Annotated in this window: 15 protein-coding genes; 4 read left to right on the top strand and 11 right to left on the bottom strand. The window is 49.1% G+C overall.

Annotation, left to right across the window (positions count from 1 at the left end):
* Nucleotides 1-8: 8 nt before the first annotated feature.
* The 7 genes from rimO to R3B84_13685 all read right to left on the bottom strand — a co-directional run bounded on the left by rimO (nt 9) and on the right by R3B84_13685 (nt 8,645).
* A complete protein-coding gene (gene rimO, locus R3B84_13715) occupies nt 9-1,358 on the bottom strand; it encodes a 30S ribosomal protein S12 methylthiotransferase RimO (GenBank protein ID MEZ6141624.1) in 1,350 nt (449 codons plus the stop codon).
* Nucleotides 1,359-1,463: 105 nt separating this feature from the next.
* Nucleotides 1,464-1,760, bottom strand: a complete 297-nt coding sequence (locus tag R3B84_13710) for a hypothetical protein (GenBank protein ID MEZ6141623.1) — start codon at nt 1,758-1,760, stop codon at nt 1,464-1,466.
* An 8-nt stretch (nt 1,761-1,768) separates the two neighbouring features.
* Nucleotides 1,769-2,593: a hypothetical protein gene (locus R3B84_13705; GenBank protein ID MEZ6141622.1), complete on the bottom strand. Its 825-nt coding sequence runs from the start codon at nt 2,591-2,593 to the stop codon at nt 1,769-1,771.
* Nucleotides 2,594-2,595: 2 nt separating this feature from the next.
* Nucleotides 2,596-4,608 (bottom strand): DUF58 domain-containing protein, encoded by a 2,013-nt coding sequence (locus R3B84_13700; GenBank protein ID MEZ6141621.1) that lies wholly within the window; start codon nt 4,606-4,608, stop codon nt 2,596-2,598.
* 13 nt (nt 4,609-4,621) lie between these two features.
* On the bottom strand, nt 4,622-5,596 hold the full coding sequence (locus R3B84_13695; GenBank protein MEZ6141620.1) for a MoxR family ATPase: 975 nt from the start codon (nt 5,594-5,596) through the stop codon (nt 4,622-4,624).
* 200 nt (nt 5,597-5,796) lie between these two features.
* The gene (locus R3B84_13690; protein ID MEZ6141619.1) at nt 5,797-7,329 is read right to left on the bottom strand and encodes a hypothetical protein; all 1,533 of its coding nucleotides are present in this window, start codon (nt 7,327-7,329) and stop codon (nt 5,797-5,799) included.
* Nucleotides 7,326-8,645 carry a hypothetical protein gene (locus R3B84_13685; protein ID MEZ6141618.1) on the bottom strand — a complete coding sequence of 440 codons (1,320 nt, stop codon included), beginning with the start codon at nt 8,643-8,645 and terminating at the stop codon, nt 7,326-7,328. The genes R3B84_13690 and R3B84_13685 overlap by 4 nt, the downstream gene beginning before the upstream one ends.
* A 402-nt stretch (nt 8,646-9,047) precedes the next feature.
* Between R3B84_13685 and dnaK the strand changes: the two genes are divergently transcribed.
* The 3 genes from dnaK (at nt 9,048) to amrB (ending at nt 13,556) form a co-directional block, all read left to right on the top strand.
* Nucleotides 9,048-10,994: a molecular chaperone DnaK gene (gene dnaK, locus R3B84_13680; protein MEZ6141617.1), complete on the top strand. Its 1,947-nt coding sequence runs from the start codon at nt 9,048-9,050 to the stop codon at nt 10,992-10,994.
* A gap of 340 nt (nt 10,995-11,334) precedes the next feature.
* Entirely contained in the window at nt 11,335-12,219 is an 885-nt protein-coding gene (locus tag R3B84_13675; GenBank protein MEZ6141616.1) for an SDR family oxidoreductase, read from the top strand.
* 122 nt (nt 12,220-12,341) lie between these two features.
* Nucleotides 12,342-13,556: an AmmeMemoRadiSam system protein B gene (amrB, locus tag R3B84_13670; protein ID MEZ6141615.1), complete on the top strand. Its 1,215-nt coding sequence runs from the start codon at nt 12,342-12,344 to the stop codon at nt 13,554-13,556.
* A gap of 39 nt (nt 13,557-13,595) precedes the next feature.
* Here the strand turns inward: amrB and R3B84_13665 are convergent, their stop codons facing one another.
* Nucleotides 13,596-14,429 (bottom strand): hypothetical protein, encoded by an 834-nt coding sequence (locus R3B84_13665; GenBank protein MEZ6141614.1) that lies wholly within the window; start codon nt 14,427-14,429, stop codon nt 13,596-13,598.
* A 268-nt stretch (nt 14,430-14,697) separates the two neighbouring features.
* Here R3B84_13665 and R3B84_13660 point away from each other — a divergent pair, with 268 nt between their 5' ends.
* The gene (locus tag R3B84_13660; protein ID MEZ6141613.1) at nt 14,698-16,305 is read left to right on the top strand and encodes a sulfatase; all 1,608 of its coding nucleotides are present in this window, start codon (nt 14,698-14,700) and stop codon (nt 16,303-16,305) included.
* Nucleotides 16,306-16,765: 460 nt separating this feature from the next.
* On the opposite strand, the gene R3B84_13655 is transcribed toward R3B84_13660, so the two are convergent.
* The 3 genes from R3B84_13655 to pilM all read right to left on the bottom strand — a co-directional run bounded on the left by R3B84_13655 (nt 16,766) and on the right by pilM (nt 20,286).
* Complete coding sequence (locus tag R3B84_13655; GenBank protein ID MEZ6141612.1) at nt 16,766-17,185, bottom strand: hypothetical protein; 420 nt, start codon at nt 17,183-17,185, stop codon at nt 16,766-16,768.
* A gap of 81 nt (nt 17,186-17,266) precedes the next feature.
* Entirely contained in the window at nt 17,267-18,598 is a 1,332-nt protein-coding gene (locus R3B84_13650; protein MEZ6141611.1) for a hypothetical protein, read from the bottom strand.
* The gene (pilM, locus tag R3B84_13645) at nt 18,598-20,286 is read right to left on the bottom strand and encodes a pilus assembly protein PilM (protein ID MEZ6141610.1); all 1,689 of its coding nucleotides are present in this window, start codon (nt 20,284-20,286) and stop codon (nt 18,598-18,600) included. The genes R3B84_13650 and pilM overlap by 1 nt, the downstream gene beginning before the upstream one ends.
* Between the last annotated feature and the right edge of the window lie 14 nt (nt 20,287-20,300).

Genomic DNA, 20,300 nt, shown 5'->3' with positions numbered 1-20,300 from the left:
CCATATCATCAGAAAGGATTGCCAATTGCACGTGCTGACAGATCGTATCCATCGGCAGAAGTAACTTTGGCCCGGATCAGGTCGCCAGCTCGCAGATTTTTGCCTTTTAGTCGGATCAGGCCGTCAATTTCCGGTGCATCCGCGTGACTTCTCGCCTGATAATAATTGGGGATTTCAGGATCTGGTCCATCGATGATCACATCAATTTCACGATTCAGTTGACGTTCACTCCAGGCAAAAGCGACCTGTTGCTGGATCTCCATCAGTCGGTGATAGCGTTCCTGCTTCACCTCTTCGGTCAAATGGCCGTCCAGTTTGGCTGCGGGAGTATCTGATTCGAGAGAATAAGTGAAGACACCAGCACGTTCGAAAGCAGATTCCTGAACAAAATCGCACAATTCCTGGAACTCGGAATCGGTTTCACCAGGGAATCCCACGATAAAAGTGGTGCGGAATGTTAAGCCGGGGACCGCCTTTCGCCATCTCTGAATCAAGTCGACCGTCGAATCCCGCTTTACCCGGCGTTGCATCCGCTTCAGCACACGATCATTAATGTGCTGTAATGGCATATCCACATAGGGAATAATTTTTTTCGCTTTCGCCAGAGTTGATAGCAAGGCATCAGTGACGTGCTCTGGATAGGCATAGAGCAGGCGTATCCATTGGATACCATCTAATTGGTCCAACTGTTGCAATAATTCATGCAAACGCGTTTTGCCATACAGGTCCATACCATAGTAGGTGCTGTCCTGTGCCACGATGATCAGTTCCCGCACTCCGTCCTGCGCCAGTTCTTTCGCTTCGCGAACCACTTCCTCCATCGGCTTGGTAATATGCTTGCCACGCATTTTTGGTATTGCACAGAACGTACATAAGCGGTCGCAGCCCTCTGAAATTTTCAGATAAGCATAATGACGTGGGGTGATCCGCAGGCGGGAAGTATCTTCTAAGGCACGAACCGGTGCTGGCCGGAAAAGACTGCGTTGTTCTACCACGTTCAGGTGGGCACGGTCTACAGCCTGTACAATCTCTTCACGACTGAAGACACCAAGAATCTGATCCACTTCCGGCACGGTTTCCAGCAACATATCCCGCTGTCGTTCTGCCAGGCAGCCTGCCACCACCACAGAGCGGAATTCACCCGCTCGCTTGCGGTCGAGCATTTCATTAATCACCTGCAGAGATTCCTGCCGTGCTGATTCAATGAAGCCACAGGTATTAATGATGACTACATCTGCTCCCATCGCATCGGGAACCAGCTTGTAGCCATCCTGAACTAATTTTCCTAACATCCGTTCCGAATCGACGGTGTTTTTGGGACACCCCAGACTAACGAAACTAAAGGTCTTTTCTGCCATTGGTGGTCAATTTTTTTACGTAAACAGTTATTGTAGTGAGGTGACCCGACTGAATTCGCTGAATCTTTTGGAAAATGATCACAGCTCTACTTTTGCGAGCAAAGGCTATGAGCGGGCTACTTTTCCAGGAATCACTGGTTTGCGTGATTTTTCTACTTTCGGCGATGGTCGATACCCCGTGTTGGCAGGCATATCTGGTGGGAGTTTTGCCAGTCGGGCAGCAACCGAAGTTTTCAACAAATGGATTGCCCCACGAAAAACGACGAGTGCTACCACGGTCAGCATTACCGAGGCAATTACCCGTGGAATCGGTTGTTTCAGCAAAACAAAATAGGCGTAGTAAATGCACCAGCCACTACACGCCATCAGGCCCCACCCCATTATCTCACGGATGTAAAACATTGTCTGCCTCACTTGTTATTTTTTCGTTTTTGTTTGTTGCGATACCAGGTGATCCAGCGAAACTGGCGGTTGGTTTCCCTTCGCACTTCATGGTAAGCAGTGTCTCGAAGAATCATCCGCGCCTCTGCTACAGACATTCTCTGCCAGTGCAGGTATTGCAACAGTGCTGTCCCCAGACCAAAAAAGATCGTCACCAGGAGTAATCCTGTTAAAAACAAAGAACCCGCCGGGCTGAGAACCTGATTCCAGTATGTGGGGTGAAATCGGACAATCAGCCAACAGGCCAATGTCCCAATCGCCGCACCCAGAAAAAGTGTCTGCAAAGCATTTTTTAATTCTTCTGCTGTGGCCAGCGAGAATGGGCGTTTGATTTTTTCCGAATTCGGATTTGCCCATGGATTCACATCTTCTGGCATCCAATGCTGAGTCAGTGAGATAAAGCGAAAATGTCCCATCAGGTAGGCTACGAAGGCTATTCCGGCCACCAGCATATCCCACTCAAAATAATTTGTGGCCGAGTAGTTTTTTGACCATCTGTCGAAACTAATCAGTGAAATCAGCCCCTGGAGTCCCGGATCAAAATACACATAGGTTGTAAAAAACATGATCACGATTGGGACATAGGACCAGCGGAGCAACAATCCTGCTATGGCGAGGACACCGCACAAAAGCATCACCAGATCGTTACCGCGCGATGATAATACAAACGCAAAAATGACAAATCCTACCACGGCCACCAGAAGATAGTTTAACGAAGCAGGCTGCTTGAGATTTTCAAAGAATTCTGATTTCTTCTTTACTTTCTTGACGGTTCGAATGCTTTTGACGGCCATGGTCACCATTTCCTCCCACCGGAACGTAATTTCTCCAGTCGTGTGAGGATTAAGTGAATCGGTTCTGTTTCATCTGCACGCACTACCGTGGCACCCACTCGGCCAAGTTCACGCACAACTCGCACATAGGCAATACTGGACAAATCGTCGATGTCCTGCATAACCTGCTCGTGAATCGCTTCCAGTCCGTAGCGTTCGTATTTCAGTGCAGGTTCGGCGGGAATTGGCAGCTGTTTTGACATCTGCTTTTGTGGCAGGTCAATATCCGCTGACCAGGGTTGAATAATGATCACCTGATGACGCCGGGCGATTGCCACCTGAACTGATTTGATCAGTTTTGAGAGATTGGACCCATATTCCAGTAAATCAACCACGATGACAAATAATTCATTATCTCTTGCCAGGCCGACTGCTCTGTTTAGCTGTTCGCACAAATGGTCCAATTTCGAAGGCTGGTAGTAGAGATAATTTCCTTCATCATCATGCAGTCTGATTGGGTGGCGTACGCGGTGATCCGTTAAAAATCGGGATGCTCGTCGTGCAAACAGTTCATCATTCCACTGATATTGCAATTCTGTCCCTGCTGGAGCCTGATCCAACTGGGCAAACAACAAAGCCAGTTGTTTGCGATAGATCAGCGGCGTACGGTGACTCTGCAGAAAACCCGTCAGACCATAAACGAACCACAACAGAAACGCGGATATATTTCCAATTCCTGAGATCACCGCAAACAGCTTCAGGGTGCCCAGGATACCCATATCTTTAAACAGTGGCAATAACGTTTTCAATGTCCAAATGGTGGGGCCCACCTGGTCGATACTGAATGTAACGAAAACCGTTACAAGCCAGAAAAACATGAAGACTGATGGGGTGAGCAGCAGCAACGCCACCCACCGCAGATTGCTGTCCGAAATTGGCTTCCAGAACATCCCGCGTGGTAGGGTATTGTTGGCTGGATCCATCAGATCCGGGTACAGGTCACATGCAACCGGATAGGCAAATTTTGCCAGTAAGCTCGCATCGTTCACGGTGCTGGTGGGAGTTGTCTGCCCACACATTTTTGCCAGAATCCGCAACAAATCCATCAGGTGTGTGCGACTCCGGCCAGGCCGCACAACAGCATGACCATCAGCATGGAAAGTCACCAAACCCACATGATCCCGACGCAAATTCGCCGCTTCTGCTACTGCCGTGCCCAGGTTTGCTAAACGATGGATCGGCAATTTTTTCGGGTGGCCCACTCGCATGGCATCGGAAGCATCCAGAAAGAGGGTCACACGCAGTGGGATTTCTGTTTCGAACTCTTTTGTGATCAACTTATCCTTGCGTGCCGATGGCTTCCAGGCAATCGTTTTAGGCGGGTCGCCAGGAATGTAATCCCGCAAATCCAGTAACTCGCTGCCACCACCGGGACGGTGCAGGCGGTGCATCCCTGGTGGCGGAAAAATGTTGTGGCGTTTCCCAGTGCGTTGATTCGATTCGTAACCTGCTAAACGTGGTAGCACCAGATACTCGACTGGCTCGCGATGAAACTTCTTGCGATAAAAGAAACCCTGGTGGTCAATTACTTTCAGACGAATACCTTCAAAGTGCATCACACCGGGAGCTTCGTGCTTCACTCGATAAGTCAGGAAGAATGTTCCACCTTTGGGCAGTGCAGCCAACTGAACTGGTTTACCATCGACTATCGTCAGAGTTTGCGGCACAATCTCTTCCACTTGCAGGTGGGGCAAATGGCCAGAAGCACCATTAATGGTAATCACCACATCACATTCCAGATTCGACCACAACACTGGCAGGTGGTGATCGCCATCCTGAATTGTTCGTTTGATTCTCAGGCGAGGCAGTACATAGACCGCCTGAAAAAGAAATTGCAACCATTCCAACAGAAACCAACCCAGCGAGATACTGGCAATCAGAAAGAGACCATAACCAAATTTTTTGGTCATGATGATGCCGAAAAAGAGAAAGAGTAACAGAAAAAAGAGCAGATTTCTGCCACGTTTGGTCAGCATGGTTCCCTCTGGATTATGCGGCAACTTCCAGAACAGGCACCGCAGCCAGCAGATCCCTCACCACATCGGCAACGGATCGGCCTTCCACTTCTGCTTCAGGCTTCATGATCAGCCGGTGGCCAAGGACAGGGATGGCAATTTCCTGTACATCTTCGTGGGTGAAATAATACCGACCTTCCAATACCGCCCGAGCTCTTGCGGACCGCAACAGACACAGTGCAGCACGTGGGCTGGCACCCAGCAGCAGATCAGGATGTTTGCGGCTCTCTTCACACAAGTCAACAATGTAGTGCAGTAATTCTTCTGCACCATATACCTGATTCAACACCGACTGCATCTGAATAATGGTGTCGGGGTTAAAAATTGGCTGCTGTTCCGGAATCGCATGGCTGTGCACCTTCAGCATGTGCACTTCGGCATCATGTCCGGGATAACCCATTTCTATTTTCAAAAGAAATCGGTCGAGCTGAGCTTCGGGCAAGCGGTACACACCTTCCTGTTCAACGGGGTTCTGGGTGGCCAGCACCAGAAATGGTTCTGGTAATCGCAGAGTGGTGCCTTCCACCGTCACCTGCATTTCCTGCATCGCTTCCAGCAAAGCCGACTGAGTTTTCGCAGGTGCCCGGTTAATCTCGTCAGCAAGCAGCACCTGACAGAAAATTGGGCCTTTTCTCAGGACAAACTCGTTTTTCGTGCGATCGAGGATTGATGTCCCGGTGACATCTGAAGGTAAGAGGTCTGGAGTAAACTGAACGCGTGAAAACTGGCACCCTAACAACCGAGCAAATGCTTTTGAGAGGGTTGTTTTGGCAACCCCAGGGACACCTTCCAGAAGCACATGCCCACCTGCGATCATTGCGATGAGCAACTGGTGGGTGACGTGGTCCATACCCACAACCGTACGCCCAATTTCCTGGGTGACCTGTGTTGCTAGTTGACGTCCTTTCGCTGCCAGTTCTTTGGCCGATTCAGTTGCAGCTGGAATCATTGTGGGTATCACTCAACTTTGTTCGTGGTAGTAATTCAGAGTTGTTGTGTAGTTTTGCTATCAAAACATCATTCTTCTGCAGCAGTTTTGAATTTCGAACATTCATCTGGAAAGGATCGCTGCGAGTGTTTTGATAACCAGGACAACTTCTGGAAAGTATATGAATCGACATCGTTATGCCAAGCAATTGAAAATAATCGTCAGCGGGCAAAGGTCCAGAAACCCCGTTGTGCCAGACGCATGATTCGTTCGAGGTCGTCATTCAAACGGTCCCAATGCTCTGGTGAAATCTCAAACGTTTCAGTACCGTAAGCAAGTTCCCAAAACTCGCTGATCTTTGCATGTAGTTCTTTCCGGTCGCGGGCATCGCTGGCAATCAGTAATTCGGGCATCTGTAGATCATATTTCGGCTCCCCACCCATGATATCCAGGTGGTAACGAACCCGCAGACGGGCAGCATCATAAAAGTTCTGGCTATCCAACTGTTCGCGAGCACGATCTAACACTGGGTTGATCCGGTTTGCTTTTCGCCGATAGGCCTTTAACGATGCCAGACTGAGTGACAGAGGTTGTTTACCGACGACCCCAAGCCACTTCAGGATGAATCCTACCAGCAATAAAATCATGCCCCAGATCAGAAGCTTCCGCACCCACCGGGTGGGGACGATTCGATTCGTGATGCGATCAGGAATCTGCTTCTCTTCGACAAAATTCGCAATTGGTTCCGTCACTGCATCAGCAATCTTCAATAACAAGCTCGGTGGGATCATCGAAGGATCAAAATCGTCTGGATTGGGCGAAATTTGCGGGACCGCAAATTTATCGATCACTCGCCCTTCTTCCACAAAGAGACATTTGGTCCGGTTGCCACCAGATCCAGTTTTTAACAGTTTCGCCAGACGTTCCTGAAAACCGAGATTGCCATTATCAAACACAATGTCCTGTGGTTGATTGGGATCCGGCGTGCCTTTCAGCATCGAATTATCGGTAAGCGAACGGCTACCAAACAGCAACAGAAAACCACCGGAATCAGTATCGGAAACTACCAAAGAACTGTTACTTTGTAGTAAAGGTGCCATGCGGTTGTTATTCAGAAAATAGAACGATTTTGCAGGATACTTCGACAACACAGCTGTCTGTAGTGTGCGGTGGGTAGGCTGTTGATAGATCAGCAGATCAACAGGCCCAGAAGTTGCAATTGCGTTTGGCCCCACGCTGGGCACTCGTGATAGTTCACCCTGATTATTTGTTTCCGTAAACAACTCATGTGGGGTGCCAGGCGTTACTTTGGCGAACTTCCACATTGGCACCAGGTATGGCTGATAACCCAACTGATGATAACAGGATTCATTAGGCGATTCCACATATTGATTGCTGATCGTAATTCCCAACGACTCATTCCAGCCAGGGATTCGCAGATTGGGAAAACGGCTTGGGGGATTTTCTGATGCAATCACAATGGCCCCACCTGCTTTGATAAACTGGGCCACAAAGTCCTCACCCATCGTATTCAGCCAATCAGTATCACCGTGGCAGACAATAATCGTGTTCTGTGGTTGAGGATTTTCACGATATTCCTGAAACGATGAGATCGGATTGACCCCATTCAGGTGCAGCAGAAAACGAAAAATTTCCGTGCCATAAGCGGGCAGTGGTTTTTCCTGTGCATTTGCTGTGGGCAGGCACAGACCCAGGAAAAACACAGTAAAGATCAGGAATCTGGGCATTCTCATATAGAGGCACCTCGGGACAATTGGTGCATACATTCCTCTGCCACATGCAACTCACTAGCAGTCATTTCTTCGTTCAGCGGTGCGTAACGTGCCTTCTCGTACAATCGACCCAGTAACGCTAACTCCTCTTTCAGCAACGTCTTCTGATCCAGATGCGATAACAGCACGTGATGGTTCCAGTGTAAGGATTCGGCACCCAGTGTTTTTACGCAATAGTCATCAAAAACACGAACCAGGTCCTCACGAGTTCGAATGTTGAAATAATCAACAGGAAACACCAATGAAGCTTGCAGCAATTCTGCCTGACGGGTCTGTTCTCGCCATCGCCGATGCAAAAGATAGGCGATAAAAGCCACACCAATCAAGCCAAAAATTGGCAGAATCACATTTGTCAGTGTACTGCCTTCCGGGGCACCCACACTGCCGCCACCTCCGCCGCCTCCACCAATATTCCAGCCCCCACCACCGCCGCCTCCACCTGAACCCCAGCGAAAGTTAAACTTCCATTTGCTGAAAAAGCCTTCCCCACCATCAATGTCTTTGATGATGTCTTCTGCGGTGGATTCGCCCGATTGCAGCAGATCTTTCCAGGCACCGTTCTGGAGTTCGGGTAATTCTTTCAGAATGTCGAAATCGCTCGATTTGCCCAATTCATTGAATAAGTCTTCTATCATCTGCTGCGATTGTGGGGAGTCTTTCATCTGTTCCTGCAACCACTTCATCATCTTTTCGCGGCCTGTCTTTGGCTTCTCTTCCGGAGTGGGCAGGCTCACGTCTGGATCGACAGGATTCTTAACATCTTTCGGCTGTTGTTTCAGCACTTGATCCAATTGCTGTTTCAACTGGTCAGGATTATCGATTTTAGGTGGTTGCAGGTCATTCTGCTTTTTCAGCAGGTTTTGAATATTGTTCGGAAAATCTTTTGATTTGGTGAGAGCTTCAACTTTCTTCAGAAATTCCGGATCCTGAAATTTCTTGTTGTTTTTGATGATATCTTTGATCTGGTCCGGCCCGATGTTGTGCTGATCTTTCAGTTGCTTTAGTAACTGCTGTAAAGTTTCCTGTTTCTGTTGATCCAGGTCCCCCGGTTCTGTTTTTCCATTCGCTAATCGCGATTGCAACCAATTGCGGAAATCTGGGACTGTTTCCAATTCACCGGGCTGAAATTCCCCTGGAGGCAATTCAAATCCAGGTTGAAAACCGGGTTGTATCGGCTGAATGATCGGTGGCGGAGGCGGCGGGGGTGGTGGAAATTGCGAAAATGCAGATGTGGCAGTAAAGAGCACAGCAATTGCCGATGCTACTGTCATTTTCATCTCACTCACTCCTTGTCATTCGTAATCACCACCGTTGGGAACATTCTACCAGAGAAATAATTCCCAAACCATACGTTAATTGATAAACGAGCGAACAGGTAAAAAAGTTTGCGAAAATGGCAAAATCGTTCAAAATATTTAACTTTGTCCCACAATCCTGGTGCAATAGTGCCTGAACTAAGCAGGAATAATTTCCCACCAGTAGTTACTGACAAAATGACAGTAAAAGTGTATATATGTACATTATTCCTGTCAAAATGGCAGTGCCTGTAGAACATCGAAATTCATTCCCTGAAAATAATTTCTTCTTAAGTTCTTATTAGGTAAACGTTTGCGAATAATATTTCTAATTGGCACTGTAATTGCTATACATTCTTGCAACAGAGTAGGAGGGAGATGATTATGGCCAAAGATAAAATTATCGGAATCGACTTGGGAACCACCAATTCCTGCGTCGCAGTGATGGAAGAAAACGGCGAAGTGAAAGTCATCGCCAATCAGGAAGGTGATCGGATCACCCCCAGCGTGGTGGCATTCACAGACAAAGGCGAGCGTCTCGTGGGCAATCCCGCGAAGCGTCAGGCGTCACTGAATCCCCACCGCACAATCTATTCGATCAAGCGGTTCATGGGTCGTCGGCACCTGGAAGTGGAACAGGAAGAAAAACTGGTCCCTTACAAAATCGTTGGCAACAAAAACGATCTGGTGAAAGTGGAAATCGACGGTAAGCCGTTCACCCCACCAGAAGTTTCGGCGATTGTGCTTCGCAAACTGAAAGAAGCAGCCGAATCTTACCTTGGGCACACGGTTCGTAAAGCAATTATTACCGTGCCAGCATACTTTAACGATGCCCAGCGCCAGGCTACAATTGATGCTGCAGCGATTGCTGGTTTCGATACGGAATGGGAAATCGAAGATCCCAAGACCAAGACGAAATCGAAGCAGCGTATGCGGATTATCAACGAGCCCACCGCGGCTTCGCTGGCGTATGCATTCGACAAGAAAAAGAATCAGAAGATTGCCGTTTTCGACCTGGGTGGTGGTACATTCGATATTTCGATTCTGGATATCGACGATGAAGGCACCTTCCAGGTGAAATCGACCAACGGTGATACCCACCTGGGGGGCGATAATTTCGATGATGTGCTGATCGAGTGGGTGTGCGATGAGTTTCAGAAAGAAACCAGCATCGACCTGCGGAAAGATGCGGCAGCACTGCAGCGGATTAAAGAAGCTGCAGAACGCCTGAAGAAAGACCTTTCCAGTCAGTCGACTGCTGATTTGAACTTGCCGTTTATTACGATGGACCCAGCCACTGGACCGAAGCACATTCAAAAGACACTCTCTCGTTCGGAATTTGAACGAATGGTGGAACCGTTGATTGAACGTTGCAAAACGCCGGTACTTGCCGCACTGAAAGATGCGAACTTGAAGCCCAACCAGATTGACGAAGTGGTGCTGGTCGGTGGGATGACACGGATGCCCCGCGTGCAGCAACTGGTGAAGGAAATCTTCGGCAAAGAAGGCCACAAAGGTGTGAATCCGGATGAAGTGGTTGCCATTGGTGCCGCAATTCAGGGTGCACAGTTACTGTTGGGCAGCGAATCGAGCATTGTGCTGCTGGATGTGACTCCGCTTTCTTTGGGTATCGAAACCGAAGGTGGCGTGATGAGCGTGCTGATTCCACGCAACAAAACCATTCCCACCAAGGAAACCCAGACGTATACCACGGCTGCGGATAATCAGCCCGGTGTGCAGATTCAGGTATTCCAGGGGGAACGGCAACTGACCCAGTACAACAAGAAAATTGGCGACTTCCACCTGGAAGGAATCGCCCCCGCCCCACGTGGTGTGCCACAGATCGAAGTGACCTTCGATCTGGATGCCAACGGCGTGCTGAGTGTTACCGCGGTAGACAAGGCATCCGGCAAGCAGTCGAACATTCGCATTGAGAATTCTTCGGGTCTGAGCGAAGACGAAATCGAAAAGATGAAACGCGATGCGGAACTGCATGCCGAAGACGATAAGAAGAAACGCGAGTTTATCGAAGAAAAGAACAAAGCGGAATCGATGATTCACATGGCTGAAAAAACCATGACTGAAGCAGGCGATAAGCTGGGTGATGCCGACAAGGCACCCATCAAAGCCGCGATTGAAAAACTTCGCAAAGCGAAAGACGCAGAGGATGTGGCTGCAATTCGTTCTGGCATGGGCGAACTGGAACAGGCCATTCAGGCAATGGGTGCAGCAGTACAGGCCAATGCAGGCAATGCAGATGCTGGTAACGCAGGTGCAGGCGGTGCTGCGAAAGGCGATGATGTGATGGATGCCGAGTTTGAAGTGAAGTAACGTGATTTCCGGTTTTTTCCCGGTTGATTTCATTTCTTGATCGAATATTCGCCCAACAATTTCTAAATAGCCTTCTAAACAAATTGCTGATGGTTTCGATCAATTGTTCTGGCTCTATTTCTGTTTTTCGTTTTGCTGGGTCATCACCCAGGTAGTCTTCGCGGCAAACTGAAAAAAGGCCAGAATCCAGGATCAAAATGCGATCACTTGAACTTCATATTTGATCGGAACCTGCCACAGCACCCAAAACATGCTTTTTTCCAACTAGTTCCTAAAACAGTGGGTTAGGACGTATTTTAGAAAACAGAATTGCGATAAAGCATTACGGAGCCAGACAGATATGGTACCGATTGATTTGAGTGGCAAGGTTGCCCTCATCTTTGGTGTGGGTGATAACGACAGTTTCGCCTGGTATATTTCAAAAACCTTGCAGGCTGCCGGTGCACGCATTGCACTTGCCTGCCACCCTCGCGTGGTGGGGATTGTAGAAAGCTTCCTGACACGGGAAATGGATGCGGAATCCCGCATACTGCCTTATACCGGTGGGGAATTGAAAGCGGAAAAGGTTTATGCGTGCGATGCCAAGTTCGACACGATGGACGATGTAGATGAAGCCACCCGCAACGACAAACGTTATAACAAGTTCCCCTTCTATGCCATCAAAGAAGTGGTTGATGCCTGTGCCGCAGATTTTGGTGGCATCGATATCGTGATTCATTCCATCGCCTTCAGCCGTGAAATTATGAAGCCGATGGTCGAAACAAGCCGCTCGGCATATTTTGAAGCACTTGGGATTAGTGCCTACTCCCTCACTTCGATGCTGCGTGCAGCTGCACCTCATATGGAAAATCGACCCGGGGGTGGCTGTGCTGTCGGCCTGACTTACCTAGGTGGCACTCGCGTCGTGCCCTATTATGGTGGTGGAATGAGCACTGCGAAAGCTGCCCTGCAGATTGATGCTGCCCAACTGGCAAGCAACCTGGGCAAACGAAATATTCGTGTGAACCTGATTTCTGCAGGTCCATACGCTTCGCGTGCAGCACGATCGATTCGCTCCGATTTCAACGATTCGATTACCTACGCTGCAGCTCGATCCCCATTGCCACGCGCGATTGCACCAGACGAAGTGGCAAATGCCACGCTCTTTCTGTGCAGCGATTTGGCCAGCGCCGTGACCGGGCATACGCTTTTTGTCGATTGTGGCTACAATGTCATGGGTGTTTGACCTTTGTTGGAAAATTTTTAATTGCAAATGCCCACGTGACTTCTCCCGTTGCGTCCCACACTCGGCTCGATGCTATTGCGGTTATATAGCACGGTGTTAATAATTGTCACGGATGGTGAGCAATGCTGTTGGATTCTATTCCGGTACTTCGGCCTGGTTTGCGGCCCGTTTTGGCAGATGAGCCAGGCAAAGTGGTGCTTCTGGACGATTTTCGCATCGGTTCTGCGATGCAGCTATCTCGTGCAGCGTTCGATATTGTTCGTCTGATCGATGGCAAGAAAAATATCAACCAGATTCGTGCGGAAGCCTCCAAATTATTTGAAGGCCAGGAAGTACCATTAGAAACCATTCAGAATATTTTAGTTGGACTCGAACAGGCAACATTTTTAGACACTCCCGCACTGAGAAATCGCATTACTCAGGCAGACCGCCCACCTGCGTGCCTGGGCGTTTACGATGCAGACCCCGATAAAGCCGCAAAACAGCTGAAAAAACTCTTTGGTGGCAGCCATGGGCCAGGCTTACCAGCCGAATCGGGCTGCAGAGTCGACGAGGAAGGTGCGGTGCGTGCAGTGCTGGTGCCCCACATGGACTATCAGCGTGGTGGTACCACTTACGGACATGGGTTTAAGGAATTGGTGGAACGCACCACAGCCGATATTTTTGTAATCGTGGCAACATCCCACTATTCATCCCACCGATTCACATTATCGAGGCAGAACTTTATCACCCCGTTTGGCACGGTGCCTGCCGATCAGCAGTACATTAATTCGATCGTCGAACATTTTGGGGATGGCCTGTTTGATGATCCGTTTGCCCACGTGCCAGAACATTCCATCGAGCTCGAAGTGGTGATGTTACAGTACCTGTATCAGTTGCGAAAACCGATTCGGATTGTCCCACTACTGGTGGGATCGTTTTTCGATTGTGTTGAGCGAAAAGCCACCCCACGCGACCAGGACGATGTTTTCCGAATGATTCAGGCATTGCGACAAGCAGAACAGGAAGCTGGTGGTAACGTAGTTTACCTGATCAGTGGGGATCTTGCCCACATCGGACCGAAGTTTGATGACCCGGACTTGGTTTCTGACGAGCAGTTGCTGCACAGTCGAACGCAGGATGAAAAATTACTGCATCGGCTGGAAGTGGCTGACACCGATGGTTACTTTCGAGTGATTGCGGAAGAAGAAGATTGTCGAAGAATTTGCGGACTACCCCCCACATACGTGGCATTGGAAGCCGCCAGAGCCCGCACCGGTAAGATTCTGAATTACCACCGCTTCGTGCATGCTGATGGGTTTGAAAGCGTTAGTTTTGCCAGCGCCGCATTTACTTAAGAAACTGATTCAAGCACACCAATCAATCAGAGTAATGGTTCAATGGCTGGTTATGATCGCAGAACTTGCGAAACCAAGTTTTTTAAGTAAGCTAGGGACTGTATTGTCACTAAAATTCTGTTGAGCTTTATTGCTTGCATAACGAGATACAATCCAGAAAGTGATATACTGCTTGGTTTTCACATCAGCTAAACGTACTGCCTTTTCAACAGCCTGGATCTGTTCCGCGTTAAGTGTTCCATCCCATTCTTCCCCAAACGGTTCGTTAAATTTTACGACGCAATCAGATCCATCATGTAGTTGCTTGCTGTATTCTGTTAAGACTGTAAATGCTGTAACATGTTTATTGCCAATGCCTGGTTCTTTTTCCTGTTCTGGACCAACTGTTTGGTACGCTTTGTGAAAAGCAATTCGCTTTTTCCATGCTGACGTATCTCGGGTTACGAAACTGATACAACTGCAATTTTCAAAACCCACATCAACTCCCAGACCAATCATAGACTTTCTTAGAAGCGATCTGACATCATCTGAAACAAATTCTTGATTGTAATAATTCAATGAAAAATGAACTTTTTGCTTCAATATCCGATTAGGCCTGTTGTTCCGCGCGTCTACTAACGCACGGTGAATCGCTTCCATGTCCAGCTTTTTCGTATCGATAAAATGCTGGTTAGAAACGACACTGGTTGCATTCAGTTCGACGATATATTCCAGATATTCTGAATTGTGTGTCAGCCGTTGCAATTCAGTGAAATCGCCGGGAGCTTTCGGGGCATAAATCAGGAATGGGGCTTTTTCAATTTTCTTTTCTTGTCCAATAGAAGTGAAACAGAATGATAAAAAAGCGACGGTTACGAACTTGTGTGGGAACATCGCAAAATCCTGTAAACAGTACGTATACAAATCGAATTATACTATAAGCGGCCTGCGTTGTGGCGCTTGATAGTGCTTTCCATAGGAGATTGCTTGGTTTCTGATCTAATTTTGGTGCTGAGAAATTGGAGGTCATACATAAAAACGCGTTCGTTTCAAAATGACTACTTATAACGGTTCATTTTTCTTTTCACATCTGTTACACTAACTGCGTCCATGTCTTCCCAAACCGTTTGGGAAAGTTTGAAACAAACAAGGTCGAGATAAAATGAAAAAACCTCTCTGGATCTGGCTGTTCGTACTGGGCTGCCTGCCACCTGTCGCTGGGGCGGAACGGCCAAATATTCTCTTCTGCTTTGCAGATGACTGGGGGAAATACGCCAGTTGTTATGCGAAAACGGAAGCAAAACCGGGACCCAACTCAGTTATCCGCACGCCGAACATTGATGCCATTGCAAAACAGGGAGTGCTGTTCACCAATGCGTATGTGAACGCACCGTCCTGCACGCCATGTCGTAGTTCGCTGCTGACTGGCCGCTACTTTTTCCGCACCAACACTGCTGCCATTCTACAGGGGGCGGTGTGGGATGAAGGTCTGCCGTCATTCCCCCTGCCAATACAACAAAACGGCTACCATATTGGCAAATCGTACAAAGTGTGGAGCCCAGGCACTCCCGCAGATGCACCGTTCGGTGGGAATCGCTTTGCCTATCAGAAATCGGGTGGGCGTTTTAATACTTTCTCACAAAATGTGACCAAAATGGTGGCAGGTGGCACTCCCCTGGAGCAGGCAAAGCAGGAACTTTATCAGGAAGTGGGTGGGAACTTCAAATCGTTTCTGGATGCTCGCGAAGAGAAAAAACCGTTTTTCTACTGGTTTGGCCCCACTAACGTGCACCGAAAATGGGTGAAAGGCTCCGGCAAGGCCCTCTGGAAGATCGATCCAGAAGCATTGAAAGGCAAACTCCCGCCTTTTCTGCCAGATGTGCCCGAAATCCGGGAAGATTTTGCGGACTATCTGGGTGAAATCCAGGCTTGGGATGCAGGAATCGGCGTGCATATCGAAGAATTGAAGCGTCGTGGCGAACTGGAAAACACAATCATTGTGATCAGTGGAGACCACGGTGCCCCTGGCTTTCCTGGCGGAAAATGCAATCTCTACGATTTCGGAACTGCCGTCAGTCTTGTGGTTTCCGGACCAAAGGTCCCTGGTAATCGGGTGGTCGATGATTTCGTTTCGCTGATCGATTTATGCCCCACCTTTCTGGAATTGTCGCAAACTGCTGCTTTCAAAGATATCAACGGCAAAAGTATTGTGGCGGTGCTGCAATCCACGAAATCCGGGCAGGTCGATCCTGACCGTTCATGGATGTTGACAGGTCGTGAACGGCACGTTGCCTTCACTCGCGATGATAACATGCCCTATCCCCAGCGAGCGATTCGCACCGCCGATTATCTGTATATCCGTAATTTCAAGCCAGATCGCTGGCCAATGGGGGTGGCTGCAAAGGGAGACCTCCCACCCTCATGGGATCAGTTGGAAAACGATACCTATCGTGCCTACGCCGATATGGATGCCAGCCCCGCCAAAGCCTGGCTGGTGCTGAACGGCAACAAGCCGGAATGGAAATGGCATTTTGATTATGCGTTTGCCAAAAGACCATTAGAAGAGTTATTCGACCTGAAAACAGACCCGCACCAGATCAAAAATGTGGCTAGTGATCCAGCACATCAGGCAGCAAAAGCGAAACTGGCTGCTCAGCTCGATGAAATCTTGAAAGTAAACAGCGATCCGCGATTACAGGATGCGTTTGACAAGCCACCATTTTCTGATCTGCCAGCACAGAAGAAAAAGAACCCACCGAAGAAGAAATGATTGACAGGTAACAGCTCAATTGGAAGCTGGTGCCACCTCTCGAAAACTGGTTTATTGAAAATTAGAGCTGGTTTCGACTAATTGTGATCCAGGCTGTTTAACGAATATAGTTTTTGGCCCTGAAGGGTCAGCCCAGGGTGAGCGAAGCGAGCCCTGGGAAAAGAAATTACCATACCTGCGGCCCTGAAGGGGCCGTTCAAAATGGATCTGTTTTCAACATCAAAATGCTTTAGTTCATCATTTCACACTTGAACGGCCCCTTCAGGGCCGATGATTTTTGTACGACATACCCAGTGCTCGCTTCGCTCACCCTGGGCTGACAGAATGGCCCCTTCAGGGCCAAATTCAATTAATAATCACGTCAGCCTGATTCATGAATTTCCTGTAGCTATCAACAGCATTAAATATTTGTCGCCGATAGTAATTCAATCAAAATGAACTCAAAATATTGAACCCTGCTCTACGTACCCGAGCGGGCAAAAAAGAAGCCACTGATAAAGGCACCTAACAGCAACAACGCAAACAGTACCATCATCACAATGGCCAGACTTTTGCTGATGGTTAAATCCTCACCAGATTCCTTCACTGGCAACGGTGCTGTAATCGGTGCGGGTTGAGGTGCCACCGCAGGCTTTGTTGTTTTCGGCCCACCTGCCTGTAACGAGGGGGTTTCTTCACTGGGGTCTTCCTGCAACAGTTCATCGATATCGTCTTCAAAGAGTTTTTTTACCGTCTCATCATCTTTATCCACTGAGTCTGGTAGTGGCGTGGGGACGATTAAAGCATTGGAACACTGCGGACAATCAACAGTGGTACCCGCTTTTCTGGTGGCAATTCCTAAAAGTTTGTCGCAATAAACACAACGAAACTTGATCGGCATCGCTATTCTCTAGAAGGTTCTGATGAAAAGCATATTGTGTGAAACTGGGGCTTGAAAGCAATCTTTTTTTCAACTGACTGCTCAGCGACCACTGGACTTCAGCGGTGGCAGGGCGCTGGACCGTGGGTAGATCATTTCAGGAATGTCCATACTCCAGACCTTTTTCAGGTTGCTGAGCGGCTCATCCAGCGTCATCAAACCCACGCGACCTGTGGGGATATTTGCCTGAGCAAGCCCACCCGCAACAAATGATTGTGCGGGAAGTTTTGGCAATTCTTTTACATCCGCAGGAATCTGTTCAATTTCTTCCAGCAACAAAGAATCGTCATTGACCTGCCAGACCCGGAAACGACGCATGTTCAGCCCTTTGGTGCTTCCCACGACGATTTCGCGGCTGGTCTTGTGAAGAGTACTTCGACTACCTTCAAACATAAAGTAGCTTTCCACATAGATATTTCCGCTTGGTTCTTTCACTACCGAATAGTGGTAGTTGTTCGCCCGATCCCACAGTGAAGCGATTGTCAGCCCCGCATCATCACCAATGATACTGGTGATATAGACGTAAGGTGTTTCATCCGGAGATGGTTCCGGTGGTGGCGGAGGCGGTGTGGTTTTCTTTTCTTCCGGTTTAGGTGGCTCTGGTTTTGGCGGGGGACCATAAAACGGGTTGGCACCAGCCACTGCCAGATAGGGGCGGGAAGGCGAGGCCAGAATCGTCTGAATTGGTTGCGGGGCACCTGGGCCGACAGATGTCACAGAATGACTGGTGATTCCCACATTCGCCACCCCACCACCAGCCAGTAATGCAGGCGCGGACGGTAATGGAAACAGTGTTGGCCGATTGGGGGCACCATCCATCACCAGTGCTTCCACCGTCATGCTAATGGTCAACTCACGTGATGACTGCAGCTTTGCTTCCGATGGACGGGATACTGTCAGTTTGGTGATGTTGTGCAGCACCGGCTGACCGTAAAACATCTGCATAAAATCCACCAGGTGGTAGAGATCACCCTGTGCAGCCACTTCATAAATAAGGCGGGTGTAGGCATATTTTTTCGTCGTGGGTATCTTTGGGGCCGATTTTTCATCAGGATCTTTGCTGATAATCCGCACGGTACCCGTTTCGAAGTTTGCCTGCCGGAAAAGCCGTGCAAGAAACTCACTGTAAATCCCACGAAACTTGGGAACATCGTTTGGCAGCGATTGTTCTGTCAGTGCCTTCATTTGTCGCTGCTGTGCGTAGATCTTTTCCTGTGCCAGCTCTTTGTCTTCAATATCCGAATTCAGCTTTTTGATCTGTGCTTTGCTTTCCATGATGGGTGACAGGACCACAAAATATCCCAGTGCCCCGCCCACGAAGAAAAGCATTGCACCCAACAGAATGATCGAGAGGGTTTTTTCACGTTGAGTCATTAGCGTTGTTCTCCCGATGGGGCAACATTGGCATTATCGTCTTTCTTTTCTGCTGGTTGCGTGGTACCAGCTGGGACGGTTCCCGAACCAGCGGGTCGACTTTCCCCACCCGGAGTGCGACTGGAAAACCGCCCGCGAGTTCCCTGAGTATCCGTTTTCGGTGGGGTGGCGCCTGGTTTTTCAGGCACACTTGCGTTGATTACTGCACTAAACTTGTCCTGCGGGATCGCCTTGACATCCATTTTTAATGTCTGCATGACTCCCCGGTTGCCCCGGGCAACACCCCGGCTGGCAGATTGAATAATCACATTGCGGTAACGTGCATTCACATCACCACGCAGGCTGGAGCTCAGCGTAGTCAGCCCTTTTTCCGAGGTGCTGTAGATCTTCATGTCTACGGTGCCAGTGTAACGCACTTTGGCGTTTTTCTCAGGTGCGCGGGTAGCAAAGGTTATCGTGTCCAGGTAACCCTGCTTTGGATCGGGCAACCGCGCGGTCATATCGTAAAGTTCATCCAGCCAACAGACTCGGCTACTGCTCCAATCCTTCAGAATATCCAGTTTTTTCTTGTCCAGTTCCAGTTTCTTCAAGTCCTCGTCTAGGCCAGCAACCTTCTTTTGCAATCGCTCTACTTCTGATTTCAGCGTGCTGGCATAAATCGCACCACCCACCAGTGCCAGAAAAACGAATCCGATGATTGCAAAAGCCAGATACTTCAATTTGATCTGGGAAGGATCTTTTTTTACAGTGGCTTTGCGTGGGGTAACAAAGTTAATCGGCAACTTTGAGCTGGCAGCCCGAAGTGCCAGACCACCCACCAGCCCAGCAAACCGGCCATATTCCTGTGGGACAATGTCATTGGGGACATTCGCCAATGGATTAAAGACCTGGACCGGAATATCCAATCCACTCGCGAGTCGACCACCCCACGAAGCAATACTGCCTGAGGCTTCGGCAACATAGATCGCTTCAACGGGTTGTTGCCGTGCCGATGCGTTATAGACAGCAACGTTACGCCGGATCTCACCCAGTAGTCCATTTTCCGATTGTAACGCCAGTGCTGGCAGTAATCTGGTGAAAACGACCTCACCGTCGCGACAGATGATCAGTTCGCCCCAGCTTTCCCCACGTGCAATGACCGCGTGGGAAGCAAACTTGTTTTCCGGTGCGGTGATTTCTCCGGTAGCAATCGCATGGCTAGCCGCAGCCTGCAATGCATAGGGTCGCAAGGTAATCCCTGCGAGTTCCAGCCCGGCAGCAGCGCAGATCGCCTTCCAGTATTTCAGCGAATCTTTCCGCAAGACACTGACCAGCACCTTTCGCTGTCCATCTGCATCGAGCCTGGTCTGGGTGGTATAATCCAGGATCACGGAATCGGGTGCTTCATTCAATTCCCGTGTGGCCTGAAACTTGACCAGATTCGGTTCATCGTGGGCTTCTGCCGGAGGGATTTTCAAATCCTTGACAACCACTTTATCGCGGCCCACCACGACGATCACTGGTGCAGCAGCAATGCGGTGGGTCTTCAGAATCTCCCGCAACTGCTTCCCAAGTTGGTAGGTGGTGTCATCCGTGCTGGAAAAGGTTGCAGTAATGGCAATGTTGGCCGAGGCCATTTTACCCTTTGCCTGCCCGCTGACCACGTGCACATGCTGCTGATCGATATCGAGGATGATGAATCTGGACACACAAACCTCCCAGG

The sequence above is a fragment of the Zavarzinella sp. genome, from assembly GCA_041399155.1.
In the GTDB taxonomy this organism is placed as follows: domain Bacteria; phylum Planctomycetota; class Planctomycetia; order Gemmatales; family Gemmataceae; genus JAWKTI01.
This window is presented reverse-complemented; position numbering and strand designations above follow the sequence as displayed.